The organism is Thermocatellispora tengchongensis, from assembly GCF_014202315.1.
Taxonomy (GTDB): Bacteria; Actinomycetota; Actinomycetes; order Streptosporangiales; family Streptosporangiaceae; genus Thermocatellispora; species Thermocatellispora tengchongensis.
This window is the reverse complement of the sequence record NZ_JACHGN010000001.1, coordinates 571,129-588,926: the sequence shown is the minus strand read 5'-3', so window position 1 is coordinate 588,926 and position 17,798 is coordinate 571,129. Positions and strand designations below refer to the sequence as shown.

At 69.4% G+C, this 17,798-nt stretch carries 17 protein-coding genes; 7 read left to right on the top strand and 10 right to left on the bottom strand.

All coding sequences use genetic code 11. The features are described 5' to 3' along the window. Positions 1-10: 10 nt before the first annotated feature. Together HNP84_RS02965 and HNP84_RS02960 are read right to left on the bottom strand one after the other, a co-directional pair. Positions 11-490: a hypothetical protein gene (locus HNP84_RS02965; RefSeq protein ID WP_185047726.1), complete on the bottom strand. Its 480-nt coding sequence runs from the start codon at positions 488-490 to the stop codon at positions 11-13. 201 nt (positions 491-691) lie between these two features. Then, positions 692-1,135 (bottom strand): hypothetical protein, encoded by a 444-nt coding sequence (locus HNP84_RS02960; protein ID WP_185047725.1) that lies wholly within the window; start codon positions 1,133-1,135, stop codon positions 692-694. Positions 1,136-1,458: 323 nt separating this feature from the next. Between HNP84_RS02960 and HNP84_RS02955 the strand changes: the two genes are divergently transcribed. Further along, positions 1,459-2,286, top strand: a complete 828-nt coding sequence (locus HNP84_RS02955; RefSeq protein WP_185047724.1) for a helix-turn-helix domain-containing protein — start codon at positions 1,459-1,461, stop codon at positions 2,284-2,286. Continuing rightward, a complete protein-coding gene (locus HNP84_RS02950; RefSeq protein ID WP_185047723.1) occupies positions 2,277-2,477 on the top strand; it encodes a DUF397 domain-containing protein in 201 nt (66 codons plus the stop codon). The genes HNP84_RS02955 and HNP84_RS02950 overlap by 10 nt, the downstream gene beginning before the upstream one ends. Before the next feature lie 81 nt (positions 2,478-2,558). Here the strand turns inward: HNP84_RS02950 and HNP84_RS02945 are convergent, their stop codons facing one another. After that, a complete protein-coding gene (locus HNP84_RS02945) occupies positions 2,559-3,401 on the bottom strand; it encodes a class I SAM-dependent methyltransferase (RefSeq protein WP_185047722.1) in 843 nt (280 codons plus the stop codon). A gap of 74 nt (positions 3,402-3,475) precedes the next feature. On the opposite strand from HNP84_RS02945, the gene HNP84_RS02940 reads away from it, so the two are divergent. Beyond that, positions 3,476-3,913, top strand: a complete 438-nt coding sequence (locus tag HNP84_RS02940; protein WP_185047721.1) for a helix-turn-helix domain-containing protein — start codon at positions 3,476-3,478, stop codon at positions 3,911-3,913. A gap of 76 nt (positions 3,914-3,989) precedes the next feature. On the opposite strand, the gene sigJ is transcribed toward HNP84_RS02940, so the two are convergent. Next, complete coding sequence (gene sigJ / locus HNP84_RS02935; RefSeq protein WP_185047720.1) at positions 3,990-4,859, bottom strand: RNA polymerase sigma factor SigJ; 870 nt, start codon at positions 4,857-4,859, stop codon at positions 3,990-3,992. Positions 4,860-5,002: 143 nt separating this feature from the next. On the opposite strand from sigJ, the gene HNP84_RS02930 reads away from it, so the two are divergent. Both HNP84_RS02930 and HNP84_RS02925 read left to right on the top strand, forming a co-directional pair. Then, positions 5,003-5,563 (top strand): peroxiredoxin-like family protein, encoded by a 561-nt coding sequence (locus HNP84_RS02930; protein ID WP_185047719.1) that lies wholly within the window; start codon positions 5,003-5,005, stop codon positions 5,561-5,563. A gap of 7 nt (positions 5,564-5,570) precedes the next feature. Next, positions 5,571-6,509, top strand: coding sequence for a hypothetical protein (locus HNP84_RS02925; RefSeq protein ID WP_185047718.1), 939 nt, complete (start codon positions 5,571-5,573; stop codon positions 6,507-6,509). Positions 6,510-6,620: 111 nt separating this feature from the next. On the opposite strand, the gene hisC is transcribed toward HNP84_RS02925, so the two are convergent. The 6 genes from hisC to HNP84_RS02895 all read right to left on the bottom strand — a co-directional run bounded on the left by hisC (position 6,621) and on the right by HNP84_RS02895 (position 14,389). Continuing rightward, positions 6,621-7,682: a histidinol-phosphate transaminase gene (gene hisC, locus HNP84_RS02920; protein WP_185047717.1), complete on the bottom strand. Its 1,062-nt coding sequence runs from the start codon at positions 7,680-7,682 to the stop codon at positions 6,621-6,623. 21 nt (positions 7,683-7,703) lie between these two features. Continuing rightward, the gene (locus tag HNP84_RS02915; protein ID WP_185047716.1) at positions 7,704-8,363 is read right to left on the bottom strand and encodes an NUDIX hydrolase; all 660 of its coding nucleotides are present in this window, start codon (positions 8,361-8,363) and stop codon (positions 7,704-7,706) included. A gap of 78 nt (positions 8,364-8,441) precedes the next feature. Continuing rightward, on the bottom strand, positions 8,442-10,250 hold the full coding sequence (locus HNP84_RS02910) for a DUF4434 domain-containing protein (RefSeq protein ID WP_185047715.1): 1,809 nt from the start codon (positions 10,248-10,250) through the stop codon (positions 8,442-8,444). Positions 10,251-10,305: 55 nt separating this feature from the next. After that, entirely contained in the window at positions 10,306-11,394 is a 1,089-nt protein-coding gene (locus tag HNP84_RS02905; RefSeq protein WP_185047714.1) for a glycosyltransferase, read from the bottom strand. Between the two features lie 12 nt (positions 11,395-11,406). Next, the gene (locus HNP84_RS02900; RefSeq protein ID WP_185047713.1) at positions 11,407-12,669 is read right to left on the bottom strand and encodes a nucleotide sugar dehydrogenase; all 1,263 of its coding nucleotides are present in this window, start codon (positions 12,667-12,669) and stop codon (positions 11,407-11,409) included. 115 nt (positions 12,670-12,784) lie between these two features. After that, positions 12,785-14,389: a glycosyltransferase gene (locus HNP84_RS02895; RefSeq protein ID WP_221335746.1), complete on the bottom strand. Its 1,605-nt coding sequence runs from the start codon at positions 14,387-14,389 to the stop codon at positions 12,785-12,787. Between the two features lie 118 nt (positions 14,390-14,507). Here HNP84_RS02895 and wecB point away from each other — a divergent pair, with 118 nt between their 5' ends. Next, positions 14,508-15,644: a non-hydrolyzing UDP-N-acetylglucosamine 2-epimerase gene (gene wecB / locus HNP84_RS02890; protein WP_185047711.1), complete on the top strand. Its 1,137-nt coding sequence runs from the start codon at positions 14,508-14,510 to the stop codon at positions 15,642-15,644. 78 nt (positions 15,645-15,722) lie between these two features. Next, positions 15,723-17,759, top strand: coding sequence for a glycosyltransferase family protein (locus HNP84_RS02885; RefSeq protein WP_185047710.1), 2,037 nt, complete (start codon positions 15,723-15,725; stop codon positions 17,757-17,759). Positions 17,760-17,798: the final 39 nt, after the last annotated feature.

Here is a 17,798-nt window from a genome sequence, read left to right as displayed (position 1 = left end):
CCATTTGCCTCTACTTTGACAGACAAGCGGTCTGAGCGTGTATCCTCCATGTAGGAGCCTCTGGGGCTACATATACAGTCACCTTCACCCCGGAGTCGCCTTTCATGCCATAGATGAATCGACCTTCGTCGGCATCACTCTGAGTGATATCCAAATCCAACTCATATCCTAAAGCCCGGATAAGTCGGTTTTCCATCAACCCCTGCGCTCGGTCCAGGTGATGAAAAAGTGGTTCATCGATACGCGCATAATCCGCCGTTGCCCTCATCACGCGCTTGAACTTATCCTTGTCACACGGAATGTCCTTGTCCGGCCGCTGCAGGATACGCAACTTGTATGTAGGATTTTTGAAGACGTCGTCGGTTTCCAAACGTTGAGTGTCCTTCTGTAGTTCTGCGGCGGCGGTCTGCAGCGAAGGCTCAGAAGCACCACACCCCGCTGCCACCACGATCAGGGCTAACCCGGTAGCCAGTAAGACGACGACGCGCATGATCCACCTCCAAGGACGATCAGACACCGAGCCACACCGATCTTCACCCCCCGGACCGTTGTCGCCATGCTTTGCGCCAGATGGCAACGCGGCCCTCGGAACGCCGGCGGCCGGTCGGAGTCGGCCGTTCGGCGCGTGGACGGTCCATAGGTCAGGTCATCCATCCCTCAGACTACGCGTCAGCGTCGGAGTGGGGGATGCTTATTCGTCACCTGGCTTGTCCGGGAAGAATCTCTCCTCCTTGGGGACACTGCCCTTCCGTGGCAAGCAGGCAGTCTGGCCGTGCAGTCGCCATGTCGGTGCCTCAGGAGCCACATATACGGTCATTTTTACCCCCACATGTTCCTTTGTTCCATAGACGAACCGTCCCTCCTCAGCGTCGCTCTGACTGAAGTCGAACTCCAGCTTGTAGCCAAGATGCCGACGAAGCGTGGCCAGCTTCAGATCTTCGGCCAGGTCCAGGTGGTCTATCAGCGAGTCACTGACGCGCTTGTAGTCTGCTGTGGCGCGCATCGCTCTCTTGAACTTGCCCTTATCGCAGGCGATGTCCTTATCCGGGCGCTGGATGATCCGCAGCTTCTTCAGCGGATTCTTGAAGACGTCGTCGGTCTCCAGACGCCATACGTCCTTCTCCAGTTCGGTCACGGCGGTCTTCAAATGAAGATCTGACGCGCCGCATCCCGATGTCACGACCGTCAGCGCCGAAGCGGTGACTAGCAATGCAACGGCGCGTATGCCACACCTCCGACGGGAAGCCGAACCCCATTTCGGAGTCATTTTATTAATGCCTTTCCTACCACCCGTAGCGCAAGCCATGTGCTTAGAATGCCTTCCGAGGGCCGAATGCGTGATCGTATCGGCACTCCAGGTGAGTTCGGCGAATGACCGGCGCCGGTCTTACCTGGTCTGGTTGTGGTATCGCCAGCCGAAGAGAAAGTCCGTTTTTCTCTGATTCGGAGGGAAATGCGATGGACGTTGTGCCGTCTCTCGATCCTGGGTCGCCTCGGGTGCGGTTCGGCGCGGAGATGCGCCGGCTGCGGGAGGCCGCGCAGCTCTCCCAAGCGGCGGTGGCCTCCCGGCTCGGCTGCACCCAGACCCAGGTGAGCCGCCTGGAGAAGGCCACCCGCACCCCGTCGAGGTCCGACGCCGAGCGGCTGGACAGGCTCTTCGGCGAGGCGGGGGGCGTGTCGTTCACCCGGTTGTACCAGCGCATCATCGCCCAGCCCGGCGGCCCCGTCTGGTTTCGGAGTTGGGCCGAGGAGATCGAACCCACCGCCCGAGTGATCCGCTCCTGGGACCCACTGCTGATCCCCGGCCTACTCCAGACAGAGTCCTATGCCCGGCATATCTTCACCCTGGAACCGCGGGCCACTCCCGAGGCAGTTGAGGAACGAGTCGAGGCGCGCATGCGGCGGCAGCGGATTCTCGACCGGGACGATCCTCCGCTTGTTCTCGTGCTCTTCGACGCGGGTGTGTTGCGCCGCCGGGTCGGCGGGCCTGAAGTGATGCGCGAACAGCTCGATCGCGTGCTGGAGGTCGCCAGACACCCATCCGTTTCCATCCAGGTCGTCGATCCAGAGTGCCTTCCCGGCCTGGCAGGCGCCTTTATGATTGCCGAGCTTCCGGACGGGCAGCCGCTCACCGTCCACGCGGACTCACCTGCGCAAGGACATGTCACAGCCGACCGCGAACATGCGGCTGCCATTCAGGAGCGATATGAGGCGATACGGCTGTGGGCTTATCCTGAGCGCGTATCCCTCCGAATGGTCGAGGAAGTGAGACGCGAATGGACCTGAGCGCCGCCGTGTGGCAGAAGTCGTCGCGATCCTCAGGAAATGGCGGCCAGTGCGTCGAGGTCGCCGTCAACTTGCCCGGTATCGTCGCCGTCCGGGACAGCAAGGACCCGGACGGCCCCAAGCTGCTGTTCGCCCCTGCCGAGTGGCAAGCCTTCATCGGGGGCGTCAAGTCCGGCGAGTTCGACCTGTAGCAGGTTCAGAAGAAGGGAAGCGCCTGCCGGGGTTCGGGCTCACCGGCCTTGGTGAGCCTTTCCCTGGCAGGCAGTGTGCGATCAGGCGCGGGCGCTGACCAGCCAGCAGGCCCCGGTGAAGCGGACCTCCTCGCCGTGCACGTACGGCTCGAACGCGGCGCGGACCGTTTCTATGACCTGCGCCCGGGTTCGGTCGTCCGCCTCATGCAGGACCAGGCCAACCGGGCCCAGTCGGGTGAAGTAGCCGACCAGCTCCCGTTCGGGCAGGGTGCAGGGCACGTCGATCGGGTGGATGGCGATCTCGGTCCAGCCGCTCTCCTCCAGGATGTGGTGGACCTTGGATCGGTCGGCGAAGGCGAACTGGCCCGGGCCGTCCGGGCGGCGGGTGGGGAGGTTCGGCAGGAGGGGGGCGGCGGCGCGTTCGGCTGTGGTCATGAACGGGTTTTCGGTGGCGCTGCGCCAGGCGATGAACCGGAGGTCGGCGCCGCTCTTCGCGGCGCGTCGCAGGTTCGCGAAGGCACGGACGGGGTCGTCGAAGAACATGACGCCGAAGCGCGAGATGATCGCGTCGAAGGTGGCGGGCTCGAAGGCATGGTCCTGGGCGTCGGCGCGGATGAAGGACGCCTGTACGCCCGCTCGCGCGGCGCGGGCCTCGGCGGCGGCGATCATCGGCTCGGAGATGTCGATGCCGACGCAGTGGCCCTGCTCGCCGAGTCGCCGCGCGGCGGTGACCGTTGTGCCGCCCGTGCCGCAGCCGACGTCGAGCACGTGGCCTCCGCGTCCGGGGGAGATCGCTTCGAGGAGCAGGTCCTCGAAGGGGCGCATCAGCTCGTCCAGCACCGCCTGTGCCTCGACCCAGGCGTTGCCGGCGGTGCCGTTCCAGCGTGCCTTGTGGTCGTCGTCGGTCGTGCGGGTGACATCCATGGTCGTCTCCTGGGCTTGCGTTCACGAGGTTGAGATGCCACTGTGCTACTTCAAGCCGACTTGAGGTCAAGTGGATGACGGACCTGGACATTTCCGAGGTGGCGCGGCGTACGGGCGTTCCGCCCTCGACGCTGCGGTATTACGAGGAGAAGGGGCTGATCGCCTCCACCGGCAGGCGGGGGCTGCGCCGCCAGTACGATCCCGCCGTGCTGGAACGGCTGGCGCTGATCGCGCTGGGGCGTACCGCCGGCTTCTCGCTCGATGAGATCGCGACCATGTTCGCGCCGGACGGGCAGCCCCGCATCGACCGGCAGATGCTCGCCGGCAAGGCGGACGAGCTGGACAGGACGATTCGCGATCTCAGTGTCCTGCGCGACTCCCTCCGCCATGCCGCCGCCTGCCCCGCGCCGAGCCACATGGAATGCCCGACCTTCCGCCGCCTTCTCCTGGACGCCGCTTCCGGCGTCATCGCCGTGCCCAGGAACAGGAAGAGGGCTCCGCAGCGATCGTGACATTCCTCGGGAGCGCACGTGATCGCGCCCCTATCCTGCTCTGCGTGATCGGGCACGGCGGTCTCGGCTCGTTCTCCTATGGGATGTGAGAGAGCTTGTCGGGGTTCGTGATGACGTAGATGTCGCCTATCCGGGTTCCGTCGTGGGTCAGGTCGATGACCATGACGCCGAAGGGCGAATCGTCGGCGAACACCACGGCCGACGGGTCCCCGTTGACGTATCGGTACTGGATCGACAGGCGATGGCCGGCGGCGTTCGCGCCGCGGGTGATCAGCAGTCTGGCCACCTTGTCCCGGCCGTGGATCGGACGCGTCCCAGCCGCCGGCGCCTTGCCGCCGCCGTCGGTCCACAGCGTCACCTCGGGCGCGAGCATCTCCAGCAGCCCGTCGAGATCGCCGCCGAAGGTGGCGGCGACGAACCGCTCGGTCACCTTCTGCCGCACCTGAGGGTCGACCTCGTTCAGCGGCCTGCGGGCCTGCACGTGGGCGCGGGCACGCCGGCTGATCTGCCGTACCGACGCGTGCGTACGGCCCAGCATCGCGGCGATCTCGGGGTGCCCGTAGCCGAACACCTCGTACAGGATGAACACCGCGCGCTCGGTCGGGGTGAGCGACTCCAGCACCACGAGCAGCGCCATCGAGATCGCCTCCGCGCGCTCGACGGCAACTGCCGCGCCGTCCGCCGCGACCAGAGGTTCGGGCAGCCAGGGGCCGACGTAGGTCTCGCGCCGCCGCCGCAGCAGCGACTGCTGGGTCAGGGCCTTGTTGACGGCGATGCGCACCAGGTACGCCCGCGCGTTCTCGATCGTGTCGTGGTCGCGTGACGCCCACGACAGCCAGGTCTCCTGCAGCACGTCCTCGGTGTCGGCGACGCTGGCGAGAATGCCGTAGACGATGGAGAACAGCAGCTCTCGGTGATCGGCGAACACCTGCGTCGCGTCGGCCATCGGGGATACTCCTCACGCTAGGCGATCGTCACCTGAGAGCGACTCGGCATGGCGAAGTGTGACAGCCGCACGGAGAGTGTGAAACAGGTCACAGCGCTGCCGGTCATGTCACTTTCGCGGTCCGGCCCACGGTCTCAGGGGCCATGACACGCTACGAACCCGGCGACGCCGTCCCGGTGCGCGAACTGCTCACCATCCGCTCGCAACGCATCCGGCTTCCCGCCGTCAGCGGGCTCACCCACCTGCAGTTCCGCCGGTACGCCGGCTGCCCCATCTGCAACACCCACCTGCGCTCCATCAGCCTTTCGCACGCCGATCTGCTTCGTGCGGGGATCACCGAGATCGCGGTGTTCCACTCCAGCGCCGAGGCCATGCGCCCGCACCAGGGCGACCTGCCGTTCGCCGTCGTCGCCGACCCCGATCGGGAGCTGTACCGCGACTTCGGCGTCGAGACCTCGCCCCGCGCGGTGCTCCACCCCAAGGCGCTGGCCGCGCCGTTCAAGGCGACGACCTACGCCGCGATCACGCGGGGCCTGCGCGCCGGTGGCTCTCCGGCGCCGCCGCGTGGCGACACCGCGCTCGGTCTGCCCGCCGACTTCCTGATCGACGCCGACGGGATCGTGCTGGCGGTCAAGTACGGCAGGCACGCGGCCGACCAGTGGTCCGTTGACGAGCTGCTGCGACTGAGCGCGGAAAGGGTGTGACGCGGCGATGAAGCCGGACCGATCGCCGGCACGGCTGTTGCCGGTGGCCTCGGCGCTGATCGCCGGTATGGCGGGTGCCCCGGCCATGGCCGGCACGGTGGCCGCCGTGCCCGGCAAGGTGGACGCATACCTGGGCGAGTGGAACTACGACCAGCCGGACCGCGAGAGCATGCGGAACATCGCGGAGATCGGGTGCCTGGACACGCAGCCCGGTTGTGAGAGCCCCATCCCGGGTGCGCCGGCGGGCACGCCGATGCGGATTCCCCAGATCGGCCGGATCGTGTTCACCAAGGAGGCCGGCGGTAAGGTCGTGGGGCGCACCGACCGGGGCTGCACCTGGCGGTTCACAGCGCAACGGGACTACCTCCAGCTCGATCCGCCGTCCCAGCGCTGCGTCAACCGGGTGATCAATTCGAGCTACACCATAACCCGCTGGTCGGTGACCGTCTCGGGCCGGCACGAGAGGGAGACCATCGACGGCATAAGCCACCATCCGAACGGCGATTACCGCTTCCTGCTGCAGCACGGGGCCCGGACCAAAGTCCGGACGGAGCCGTGGATCAAGGCGGCGCGGCGCTTCACGGGCCGGTGGGAGTACGTCCCGGCGGACCCGTCGCGGCTGATCAACATCGTCGTGCACCGGACAGGGCGGCAGAGCGGCCGATCGGAGCAGCGCGGCGTCGTCGACATGGTGGTGCAGCCGGATCGTACGATCGCCGCCCGCACCTCCGACGGGTGCCGATGGACCCTGGCGGCGCGCGGGAACACGGCCGAGCTGGACCCACCCGGCCAGGTCTGCCGGCGCCCCGGTGAGACCGTCACGCTCGACTTCTGGCAGGTGGCGAGCGACGGAGAACACCAGGCGTCGATCATGAACGGCACCGTGCGGCGTGACGGTGTCACGTCCGCCTTCCTGCTGAATGTGGGAGCCCTCAGCAGGCGATGACCCGGTGCCGGAACGAGCGACCGGGGCCGGCCACTGATCGCCGCCCGGCCCCGGTCAGCCCGACGCCGGCGGGGAACGGCCGAGCGGGGCGAGGGCCGTTGTGCGGGATGCCTACCTGGACTTGAACGCCGCTGCGGCGTTGAGGAAGGTGTCGTTGGCTTCGGGGGTGCCGATGCTGATCCTCGCGCCATCCGGCGGGTACGGGCGTACGGCCACGCCGTCGGCTGCGCACCTCTCCGCGAACGCCGTCGTGTCCTCGCCCAGCCTCAGCCAGACGAAGTTGGCCTCGGTCGGGGGGACCTCCCAGCCCTGGGCCAGAAGGGCTTCTCTCACTCTGGTCCGCTCCTTGACCACGGTGTCCACTCGTTCCAGGAGTTCCGCCTCGGCCTTCAGGGAGGCTATGGCGGCGATCTGGGCCAGGCTGTTGACCGCGAACGGGACCATGACCTTGCGGACGGCCGCGGCCACCGGTTCGTGGCCGATGAGGTAGCCGACGCGGAGGCCGGCCAGGCCGTACGCCTTGCTGAAGGTGCGCAGGACGGCGACGTTGGGGCGGTCGCGGTAGAAGGTGAGGCCGTCGGGGACGTCGGCGTCGCGGACGTACTCGCGGTACGCCTCGTCGAGGACGATCAGGACGTTCTCGGGCACGCGGTCCAGGAACGCCTCAAGTTCGGCGCGGCGGACGGCGGTGCCGGTGGGGTTGTTGGGGTTGCACACGAAGACCAGGCGGGTGCGGTCGGTGATCGCGGCGGCCATGGCGTCCAGGTCGTGGGTCTCGTCCACGAGGGGGACGCGTACGGAGGTGACCCCGGCGAGGTCGGACAGCAGCGGGTACGCCTCGAAGGAGCGCCAGGCGTAGACGACCTCGACGCCGGGTTCGCCGACGGTCTGCAGGAGCTGCTGGGCCACGGTGACCGAGCCCGCGCCCAGGGCGACGTGCGACGTGGGGACGTCGTAGCGGGCCGCGAGGGCCTCGGTCAGGCGGACGGCCGCGGGGTCGGGGTAGCGGTGCACCTCGCGCGCGCCCACCGCCAGCGCCTCGACGACCGAGGGGAGCGGTTCGTACGGGGTCTCGTTGGAGGACAGCTTGTACGACCGGCCATCTGCGGACACCACGGCCCTGCCCGGCTTGTAGGCGGGAACGGTGTCCAGAATCGTGCGAAAACGCGGCATGGGCACACGATATCGCCCTGGTTACTCTTTGCGGAGCATGGGCGGGTGCAGGAGTTCGGCGGGGCCGCGGCGGTAGAGCTTGGCGGGGCGGCCTCCGTCGCGGGTGGTGGTGTGGCCGGTGGGGACGAGGAAGCCCTCGGTCTTGGTGACCTTGCGGTGGAAGTTGCGCGGGTCGAGGGGGCGGCCCCAGACGATCTCGTACACGCGGCGCAGGTCGGCCACGGTGAACTCGGGCGGGCAGAAGGCGGCGCCGAGCGAGGTGTACTCCAGCTTGGCGCGGGCGCGTTCGATGCCGTCGAGCATGATGCGGCGGTGGTCGAAGGCCATCTCGGTGAGCGCGGAGATGGGCTGCCAGCTCATGTGGGCCTCGGTGGAGGCGGGCAGGTCGGGGGCGAGGCCGAGGTAGGCGACGCTGAGCACGCGCTGGCGGGGGTCGCGGTCGGGGTAGCCGTACGTCTGGAGCTGCTCCAGGTGGACGGGCGCGCCGCGCATGCCGGCGCGTTCGGCCAGGACGCGGGCGGCGGCGGCCGGGAGGTCTTCGTCGAGCTGGATGAAGCCACCGGAGAGCGCCCACCGGCCGACGTACGGCGGGTGGTCGCGCCGCCAGACGAGCGCGCTGAGCGCCTGGCCGCGCACGGTGAGGACGACGAGATCCACGCTGACCGGGATGCGCGGCACCATGGCAGGCACGTTACACCGATCCTGACATGGCCGGGGCGTTCACCGGGGCGTCGCACCGGTCCTGCTGTTCACCGGGCATCACGTCGCGTGTACGTGCAGCGGCTCGGCCGCCGCGCGTCCGTCGGCGGAGGTGATCTCGACGCGGATCCACGCGTCCTGGGGCACCTCCGCCCAGTCGACCGGCACCCATACGGTCTGTATGCCCACGGGCAGGCCGGGCACCGCGGCGGGGTCGTACCAGCCGACGGAGGCGACGTCGAGGACGCGGGGCGCGGGCAGGCCCTCCCAGGAGAGGCTGATCCTGGTGGCGCCGAGGTTGTAGCCGCGGATCTCCAGGCCGTCCTGGATGCCGCGGCCCTTGTGGATGCCGTCCACCGGGATGGGGCGGTTCCAGTCGCCGGCGATCTGGTCGGCGAGGGGCGGGGCGCCGCAGGTGAAGAAGTCGCTCCACATGTAGGAGATGACCTTGGACACGTAGCGGCCGGTCATGGTGACGGCGGTGTCGAGGCGGTCCTTGTCGGTGGCGCCGCGGGTGCCCTGGGCGCCGCACGGCTGGGTGGCGGAGGGCTCGAACGCCTCGACGTTGGCCCACAGCTCGACCTGGTGGCCCTGCTGGACCATCTTCTCGCGCGCCTGGGCCATGGCCCGGTAGTAGTCGCGGGTGGAGCCGTGGTAGGCGGTGCCGTACGTGGTCTCGCCGACGACGGGCTTGAGCCGGTCGTCCACGGGGTCGTCGCGCTCGTCGGGCCAGAACAGGCCGACCTTGCCGGTGCCGCGGCTGTCCTGGGGGGCGATGATGCCGACGCCGGTGCGGGCCAGCGCCTCGAAGCCCTGGGCGACCTGCTGCGGCGTGGCGCCGAAGGAGACCTTCTTCCGCGCGTCGAGGTACGGGCTGACCAGGATCGGCTTGCCGGGCAGCTCCTGCTCCACGATCTCGTGCTGCTCGGCGTACACGGTGAGGGTGGGGTGGTCCTCCTCGCCGCCGCCGGTGTAGGTCATCTGCCGCATCTGCAGCTCGAACGGCTGGTAGACGCCGCCGAGGGAGTCACGCCGGCCGAGCCTGACGCCGTAGTCCTGGAGGATGCGCCGGGTGAGGGTGGTCAGGGTGCCGATGTGGGTGGGGTCGGCGCGGGTGGGCTGGGCGGGGTCGCGGGGCGCGAGCGGCAGTGCGGGGAAGACCTTCATGTGGAACCGGTCGGCCAGGCCGAGCAGCGTGGTCAGGCTGTCCTCGGCCGCCGCCGCGATCAGGATGACGTGGTAGTTGCCGGCCTTGGTGGTGAAGTCGCAGCCGGGGTCGTCGGTGCCGTCCTCGGGGGCGATGAGCCGGTAGTAGACGGTCTTGCCGACCGGTATCGAACGTTCCAGCCCGGGGCAGCGGAAGATGTCGGGGCCGAAGTGCTCGTCGGTGCGGTAGACGTAGTTCCAGGTGACGCGGTTGTTCGGGTTGGCCTTCTGCAGGTCCTGCTCGGCGGCCAGGGCGCAGGGCACTCCCTGCTCCTCGCAGGGCGCGTAGCGGCTGTCGATCTGGCGCTCGCTGTCGAGGATGCGGCCCTCTTCGTCGATCGCGCGGGCCTGCAGGCCGGTGCCGAGCCGGATCACGGTGTCGCCGCCGACCTTGTGGATGGCCTCAAGCTGCTTGCGCCAGGTGCACGGGTCGCTGGTGGGGCGCAGCCAGTATCCGGTCACCGCGTACGGGGTGCGCATGCCGGTGTCGAAGGTGCCGCAGGGGTCGGTGAACGCGCTGCCGGTCGCCGAGGGCGATGCGTTCTCGGTCGGGGAGCTCTCGGCCGCGCTGCGCTGGTCGGACGGCGGGTCGGGCAGGACGATGACCACGGCGGCCACCGCGGCGATGATCGCCGCTCCCAGCAGAACGGTGAGCAGACGCACTTTCAGGAGCCTACCGCCCTAGAGATCAAGTTGACGTAAGCGCAGTGGGAACGGTCTAGTCCTTGACTCCGGACCACGCCTCCAACTGCGCGACGAACCTGCGGGCGGAGTTGGGCCAGTGGTGGTTGGCGCGGGCCGCCGAGTAGCCGCGCATGCCCTGGGCGCGCCGCTCGCGCTCGTCGTCCTTGAGGGTGAGCACGGCCTGGGCGACGGCCTTGGCGTCCTCCCAGGGGACGACGACGCCGCTGTTGTAGCGCTCGACCAGCTCGACCGCGCGCGGCGACGGCGTGGTGATCACCGGGATGCCGTGCGCCATGTACTCCACGATCTTGGTGGGCATGGAGTGCCGGTAGTTGGGCTCGTCGTGCAGCAGCGACAGCCCGGCCAGGGCGCCGTCGAGCCGCTTGAGCGCCTCGTCGTTGGGCATGAAGTCGCGCCACTCCAGCACGCCTTCGGTGACCGCCTGGTTCAGCAGCGGCCGGGTCTGCGGGTCGGCGTAGCCGATCAGCTCGACGGCCACCCGGTACGGCTGGAGCAGCCGGGCGACGTCGATGGCCTCGCGCACGCCGCGGGCCTCGGACAGCCAGCCGAGGTAGACCACGCGGTCGTCGCCGGGCGGGGTGACGGTGTCGGGCACCCAGGTCTCGTTGGGCACCACGAGGTGCGCCTGCTTGAACCGGCCGGCGTACGCGGTCTCGGCGAGCAGCAGGTGGAGGTGGCGCTCGGCGGCGCCTTCGAGGAGCCGGGCCAGCGCGCGTACGGGCGGGCGCAGGAAGGCCGGCAGCCAGGGCTTGAGCGAGAGCGTGGCCGGGGTGTCCTCGTGCACGTCCCAGACCACGGGCGGGCGCTTGCGCACGCCGACGACCGCGAACAGCAGCTCGGGGTCGTGGATGAGCACGAGGTCCACGTCGTTGCGCATGCGCTTGAACAGGTCGCGCGCCGCGCGTACGGCGGCGATGCGCTTGCGCTCGGCGGCCCGGGGCAGGTCCACGCCGGTGACCCAGGGCCGCGGCACGACGCCCCGGGCGGTGTAGGGCGCGGCGTACGTGACCTCATGACCGGCGTCCACGAGCGCGCGGATCTGGCGGTGCAGGATCCGGGCGTCCTCGGGGTGATGCACCACCGTCATGACCAGCACGTGCACGCGCCGAACCCCCTACAGCCGCTCGACGCGTTCGCCCTCGGCGAGCACGCCGCGGGTGTCGAGCACGAGCCGGGCACGCCGCTCGACGACTTCCAGGTCGAAGGCGGCGTGTTGCTGGAGCAGAAGGGACACGTCCGCCTGGGCGACCGCCTCGGCGAGGTCTTCCTCGCGCGGCACACCCATGCCGTCCACGTGCCACTCCTTGACGTAAGGGTCGACGAAGGCGAGCTCGGCTCCCAGTTCGAGCAGGGCGCGCGCGACCGGGACCGCCGGAGTCTCACGCTCGTCAGCGATGTCGGGTTTGTAGGTTACGCCGAGAAGAAGCACTTTGGAGCCATTAACGGCTTTCTTATGCCGGTTCAGCAGTCGCTGCACGCGGTTCACCACGTACGCCGGCATGCGCTCGTTGATCTCCTGCGCCAGCTCCACGAACCGGAACGGGTAGCCGAGCTTGCGGACGGTGTAGGACAGGTAGCTGGGATCGACCGGGATGCAGTGCCCGCCGACGCCCGGCCCCGGCAGGAACTTCTGGAAGCCGAACGGCTTGGTCGCCGCGGCCTCGATCGACTCCCACAGGTTGATGCCCAGCTCGTCGCAGAAGATCGCCATCTCGTTGACGAGCGCGATGTTGACGTGGCGGTAGGTGTTCTCCAGGAGCTTGGCCATCTCGGCCTCGCGGGTGCCGCTGACCGGCACCACCTGCTCCACGAACCGGGCGTAGAAGGCGCAGGCCCGGTCGCGGCACGCCTCGGTGTAGCCGCCGACGACCTTCGGGGTGTTGCGCAGGCCGAACTTCGGGTTGCCGGGGTCGATGCGCTCGGGCGAGAAGGCGAGGTGGAAGTCGCGCCCCGCGACGAGCCCGGAGGACTCCAGCAGCGGGCGGGCCACCTCGTCGGTCGTGCCGGGCCACGTGGTGGACTCCAGCACCACCAGCGTGCCCGCGGTCAGGTGGCGGGCGACGGCCTTCGTGGCGCCCTCGACCGCGGACAGGTCGGGGCGGTGGTCCTCATCCAGCGGGGTCGGCACGCAGATGACGATGGTGTTGCTCCGGGCGAGCACCGACTCGTCGAGCGTGGCGGTGAAACCGCTCTCCAGCATGCGGTCGAGATCGGCGTCGGTGAGGTCGTCGACGTAGGACCGGCCCGAGTTGAGCGCGTCCACCTTGACCGGATCGACGTCGTATCCGACCACCCGCAGCCCCGCCGCCGTGGCTTCCTTCGCCAGCGGCAGACCGACGTACCCAAGGCCGATGACGGCGAGATCGAACTCGTTCACTTCTCACCCTTGGGGAGCCGGGAACAACAACTCATGGTCGCAAAGGCTATCTCAGTTCGGCACGAGGCACGCCTAATGCGAATGAACGCATCCCATCTGCCAGGAAACGGAGACGTCATCGCACCGCAAGCGTTCGGTAGAGGTCGCGGTAGGTCTCGGCAACGCGGCTCCAGGTGCGCTTCGCGGCCACCTCCGCCCGGCCGGCCTCGCCCATCTCGGCCCGGCGCGCGGGGTCGTCGCGCAGCCCGGCCAGGGCCTTGGCCAGCGCTGCGGGGTCGCCCGGCGGCACCAGCATCCCGGCGCCGTCGGAGCCGACCAGCTCCGACAGGGCGGGCAGGTCGCTGAGCACGACCGGCTTGCCCAGGGCCATCGCCTCGACCGGCTTCAGCGGGGTCACCAGCCGGCAGACCCGCAGGTCCTCGCGCGGGCAGACGAAGATGTCGATCGCGGCCTGGGCCTGCAACGCCTCGTCCGGCCCGACGCGTCCGGGCAGGATCGCATCGCGCAGCCCCAGTTCCTCGACCTGCTCCAGCAGCGCCGGACGCTCGGCGCCGTCGCCGACCAGCAGCACGCGTACGGGCGTGCCCTGGTCGCGCAGCAGCGCGGCGGCGTTCAGCAGCGTCGCGAACCCCTCGTAGGCGACGATGCTGGACACCGACCCGACCACCACCTCGTCGGGGGCGATGCCGTGCGCGGCGCGGAAGGACGCGCCGTCGTAGTCGGCGGTGAGCAGCGAGTCGTCCACCGCGTTCGGGGCCAGGTAGATGCGCTCGCGCGGCACCCCGCGCTCGACGATCTCCGCGGCCATGGTCTCGGCCAGCGTGACCACCGCGTCGGCCGAGCGCATCAGGAACGCCTCGCGCTCGCGTTGCAGCACGTGCCGCTCGCTGCCGACCCGCACCGGGTTGCGCGAGGCCCAGGTCTCCTCCAGGAAGCCGCGCACCTCGTACACGAACGGCGTGCCGGTGCGGTCGCGCACGGCCAGCGCCACCGACCCGTTGCGGTGGTCGGTCGCGGCGTGCACCACCTGCGGGCGCAGCTTGCGCACCAGCTCGGTGACCTCGGCCGCGCCGCGGATCATGCGCCCGCGCATCTCGGTCGGCACCTCGCCGTGCGGCAGCAGGCGGTGGTAGGGGATGCCGTCGATCTCCTCGTACGGCTCGGCGTCGGTGTGGCCCTGGATCATGGGCCAGCCCCAGCTCGTCACCACGTGCGGGTCGAGCCCCGCGGCCTTCTGGGCGGTGACGATCCGGTGCGTGCGCACGGTGTACCCGGCCTGCGTGTACGGCAGCGCGTTGGTGACGCAGTGCAGGATGCGGCCCTCGACCCGTTCGCCCATGATGACCTTGTCCCGGGGCGGGATCGGGTCGGGCTTGATCGCGGCCAGCTCGCCCGCGTAGTAGGCGGCCCGGCGCTTGATGAACGGGTACTTGGTGTGCGCTTCCAGCACCGCGACGGCCTCGGTCAGCCGTCCGGCGTCGAAGTGGGCCTTCGCCTCGTTCCACGGGCCGCGCGCCATGCGCATGCCCAGCTTGCGGGCGATGTACTTGATCCGCCGGGCGGCGGGCCAGGCGACGCTGCCCACGACGGGGCGCAGCCGGGGCGGCAGCGTGTCGGCGGCGGCCTGGGCGACGCGTACGGGGTCCGACTTGACGCGGCTCGCGACGATCCGCGAAACGATGACGGGGTGCTGCGCGAATCCCTTGAGGAACCGGCGCAAACCGGCGCGAGCCGTGTTGGCGGAAACCTTCGAGGAGTCTGGCCGACTGGCGTCAGATACCACGCGGTGACCGTACCATAGGCAACGTTTGCCCCACCCTCATATGAAAGGCGAGGTCATGCGCGACAACCCCCTCGTCCTGCACGTGCTCGGCGCTCGGCCGAACTTCGTGAAGGCGGCACCCGTTGTGCGCGGCCTGGCCGACCTGGGGGTCCGGCAGGGCATCGTCCACACCGGCCAGCACTACGACGCGCTGATGTCCGATGTGTTCTTCGCCGACCTCGGCCTGCCCGAGCCGATCGCCAACCTGGGGGTCGGGTCCGGCAGCCACGCCAAGCAGACGGCGGCGCTGCTCGTGGGCCTGGAAGAGGTCGTGCTGAAGGAGAGCCCGGACCTGGTCGTGGTGTACGGCGACGTCAACTCCACGCTGGCCGCCATCCTCGTCTGCGCCAAGCTCGGCGTGCCGACGGCGCACGTCGAGGCGGGGCTGCGCTCCTTCGACCGGGGCATGCCCGAGGAGGTCAACCGGGTCGTCACCGACGCGCTGGCCGACGTGCTGTTCGCGACCTCGCCCGACGCGCTGTCGCACCTCGCCAACGAGGGCGTCGATCCGGCCAAGGTGCACCTCGTGGGCAACCCGATGATCGACAGCCTGTTCTCCGCGCTGCCGAAGCTCGACCCCGAGCCGGTGCGGGCGCGGCTCGGCCTGCCCGAGGCGTACGCCGTCGCCACCCTGCACCGCCCGGCCAACGTGGACGACCCCGAGTCGGCCCGCGAGCTGGTGGACGCGGTGCTCGCGGTGAGCCGGCAGATCCCGGTCGTGGTGCCGCTGCACCCGCGCGGGCGCACCCGCCTCGCCGAGGCCGGGCTGGTCAGCGGCGAGACCATGACGATCATCGACCCGCTCGGCTACGTGGACTTCCTGTCGCTGGTCCGCGGCGCGAAGCTGGTGGTCACCGACTCCGGCGGCGTGCAGGAGGAGACCACGATGCTGGGCGTGCCGTGCCTGACCGTGCGGCCCAACACCGAGCGCCCGATCACCATCACCCACGGCACCAACCGCCTGGTCACCCCGGCCCTGCTCCCCGCCGCCGCCGAGAAGGCGCTGGCCGACGGCGCGGCGACGCCGAGCGGCGAGCTGCCGCCGCTGTGGGACGGCGCGGCCGGCCCGCGCATCGCGCGCGTGATCGCGTCCTGGCTCAAGGGCGACAACCTCTCCCCGGCCGCGCAGGGTGTGCCCCAGCAAATGGGTTAAAACACCCTCTTTCGGTACGGCCAGCGCCGTACGATGACAGACCCCGAGACCCCGTGCGCGAATTGAGGGCGTCCCACCATGGCCGAAACCCCGCAGGAGCCGTCCTTCACCCGGCTCGGCCCCGTGAACTGGCTGCCGGAGGAGCGCAAGGTCGTCGAGCGGCACGAGGCCGAGATCCGGGAGCTGCGGCGCAGGCTGGAGATCGCCGAGGCCAAGGCGGCGTACGCGGCCTGGAAGCTGGACGCGATGCAGGCCAAGCGGGCCTACAAGGTCGGGGAGGCCCTGACCGCGAAGAACCCGGGCGGGCTGGTCAAGGCGGTGCGCTCCCGCGACAAGGCGCCCGAGCCGCCCCCCCCGGTCTCCGAGGTCATCGAGCGGGTCGGCAAGCGCGGGCCGGAAGTGACCGTGCCCACGGTGAAGTGGCCCGACGGGCCGATCGTCCGCCCCGATCTGAAGGTCGCGGTGATCCTGGACGACTTCTCCCGCATGGCCTTCCGCTACGAGTGGGACCAGATCGAGTTCGGGCAGAAGAACTGGCCGGAGATCTTCGCCGAGAAGCGTCCCGACCTGCTGTTCTGCGAGTCGGCCTGGCACGGCAACCAGGGCCGCTGGCGCTACCAGATGACCGGCACCAACGCGCCCAAGCAGGAGCTGCGCGACCTGGTGGCCTGGTTCAACCAGGAGGGCATCCCCACGGTCTTCTGGAACAAGGAGGACCCGCCCAATTTCGAGTTCTTCATCGAGACGGCCAAGCTGTTCGACTACGTCTTCACCTGCGACGGCGACATGGTGCCGCGCTACCGCCAGGAGCTCGGCCACGACCGGATCGACGTGCTGCAGTTCGCCGCCCAGCCGAGGGTGCACAACCCGATCCAGTCGCGCGAGGGCCGGCTGCACGACGTGGTGTTCGCGGGCATGTACTTCCGCGACAAGCACCCCGAGCGCCGCGAGCAGATGGAGACCGTGCTCGCCCCGGTGCGCGAGCTGGGCCTGCACATCTTCGCGCGCAACGGCGAGGTGGACGAGAAGTACGCCTGGCCGGAGGAGTACCGGCCGCACATCGTGGGCGAGCTGCCGTACGAGCAGATGCTCGCGGCGTACAAGCTGTACAAGGTCTTCCTGAACGTGAACTCGGTGCTCGACTCGCCCACGATGTGCGCGCGCCGGGTGTTCGAGCTGTCGGCCTGCTCGACCTCGGTCGTCTCCGGCTGGTCGCGGGCCATCGAGGAGACCTTCGGCGACCTGATCCCGATCGCGCGCGAGCCGGTCGAGGCGTACAACCTGGTGCTGCACCTGATCAACAGCCCGGAGCTGCGCGCCCGGCAGGGCCACCTGGCCATGCGCGAGGTCTTCGACAAGCACCTGTTCACCCACCGCGTGGACCAGATCCTCCAGGTCCTCGGCCACCGCGTGGAGCCGCACTCCCGCCCGATCTCGGTGGTGCTGCCCACCAACCGCTCCGCCCAGATCGAGCACGCGATCTCCTCGGTGGCCCGCCAGCTCCACCGCCCGCTCCAGCTCGTCATGGTGCTGCACGGCCTGGACATCGACCCGATCGTGGTCGCCGACAAGGCCCGCATGGCCGGGATCACCGATGTGGTGGTGCTCCCCGCCGACAAGTCGCTGTCGCTGGGCGCCTGCCTCAACCTCGGCATCGCCGCCGCGGAGGGCGAGCTGATCGCCAAGATGGACGACGACAACCTGTACGGCGAGCACTACCTGTCGGACCTGGCCCGCGCCTTCGACTACTCCGAGGCCGAGCTGGTCGGCAAGGGCGCCCACTACACCTACTTCGAGGGCACCAACACCACGATGCTCCGCCTCCCCGGCCTGGAGCACCGCTACGCCCACCTGGTCCAGGGCGGCTCGTTCCTGGGCAAGGCCGAGATGTTCCGCGCCTACCCGTTCGAGGACGTCACCCGCGGCGAGGACACCCGCCTGGTCCGCCGCCTCAAGGAGGACGGCGTCAAGATCTACTCCGCCGACCGGTTCAACTTCGTCTACTGGCGCAGCGGCGACACCAGCATGCACACCTGGCAGGCCGACGACATCAAACTGGCCCGCAACGCCCAGTTCTCCTTCGTCGGACGCCCGGACGCCCACGTCATGATCTGAAAAGCGCCGCACCCGGTGGCTCGGGCTCCCGGACGAACG

What these genes read in the sequence shown, in the direction of transcription:
- HNP84_RS02965 (WP_185047726.1), bottom strand. Translation starts at nt 490, where the DNA reads ATGCGCGTCGTCGTCTTACTGGCTACCGGGTTAGCCCTGATCGTGGTG.
- HNP84_RS02885 (WP_185047710.1), top strand. Translation starts at nt 15,723, where the DNA reads ATGGCCGAAACCCCGCAGGAGCCGTCCTTCACCCGGCTCGGCCCCGTG.
- HNP84_RS02925 (WP_185047718.1), top strand. Translation starts at nt 5,571, where the DNA reads ATGAAGCCGGACCGATCGCCGGCACGGCTGTTGCCGGTGGCCTCGGCG.
- HNP84_RS02945 (WP_185047722.1), bottom strand. Translation starts at nt 3,401, where the DNA reads ATGGATGTCACCCGCACGACCGACGACGACCACAAGGCACGCTGGAAC.
- hisC (WP_185047717.1), bottom strand. Translation starts at nt 7,682, where the DNA reads ATGCCGCGTTTTCGCACGATTCTGGACACCGTTCCCGCCTACAAGCCG.
- wecB (WP_185047711.1), top strand. Translation starts at nt 14,508, where the DNA reads ATGCGCGACAACCCCCTCGTCCTGCACGTGCTCGGCGCTCGGCCGAAC.
- HNP84_RS02940 (WP_185047721.1), top strand. Translation starts at nt 3,476, where the DNA reads ATGACGGACCTGGACATTTCCGAGGTGGCGCGGCGTACGGGCGTTCCG.
- HNP84_RS02950 (WP_185047723.1), top strand. Translation starts at nt 2,277, where the DNA reads ATGGACCTGAGCGCCGCCGTGTGGCAGAAGTCGTCGCGATCCTCAGGA.
- sigJ (WP_185047720.1), bottom strand. Translation starts at nt 4,859, where the DNA reads ATGGCCGACGCGACGCAGGTGTTCGCCGATCACCGAGAGCTGCTGTTC.
- HNP84_RS02915 (WP_185047716.1), bottom strand. Translation starts at nt 8,363, where the DNA reads ATGGTGCCGCGCATCCCGGTCAGCGTGGATCTCGTCGTCCTCACCGTG.
- HNP84_RS02955 (WP_185047724.1), top strand. Translation starts at nt 1,459, where the DNA reads ATGGACGTTGTGCCGTCTCTCGATCCTGGGTCGCCTCGGGTGCGGTTC.
- HNP84_RS02930 (WP_185047719.1), top strand. Translation starts at nt 5,003, where the DNA reads ATGACACGCTACGAACCCGGCGACGCCGTCCCGGTGCGCGAACTGCTC.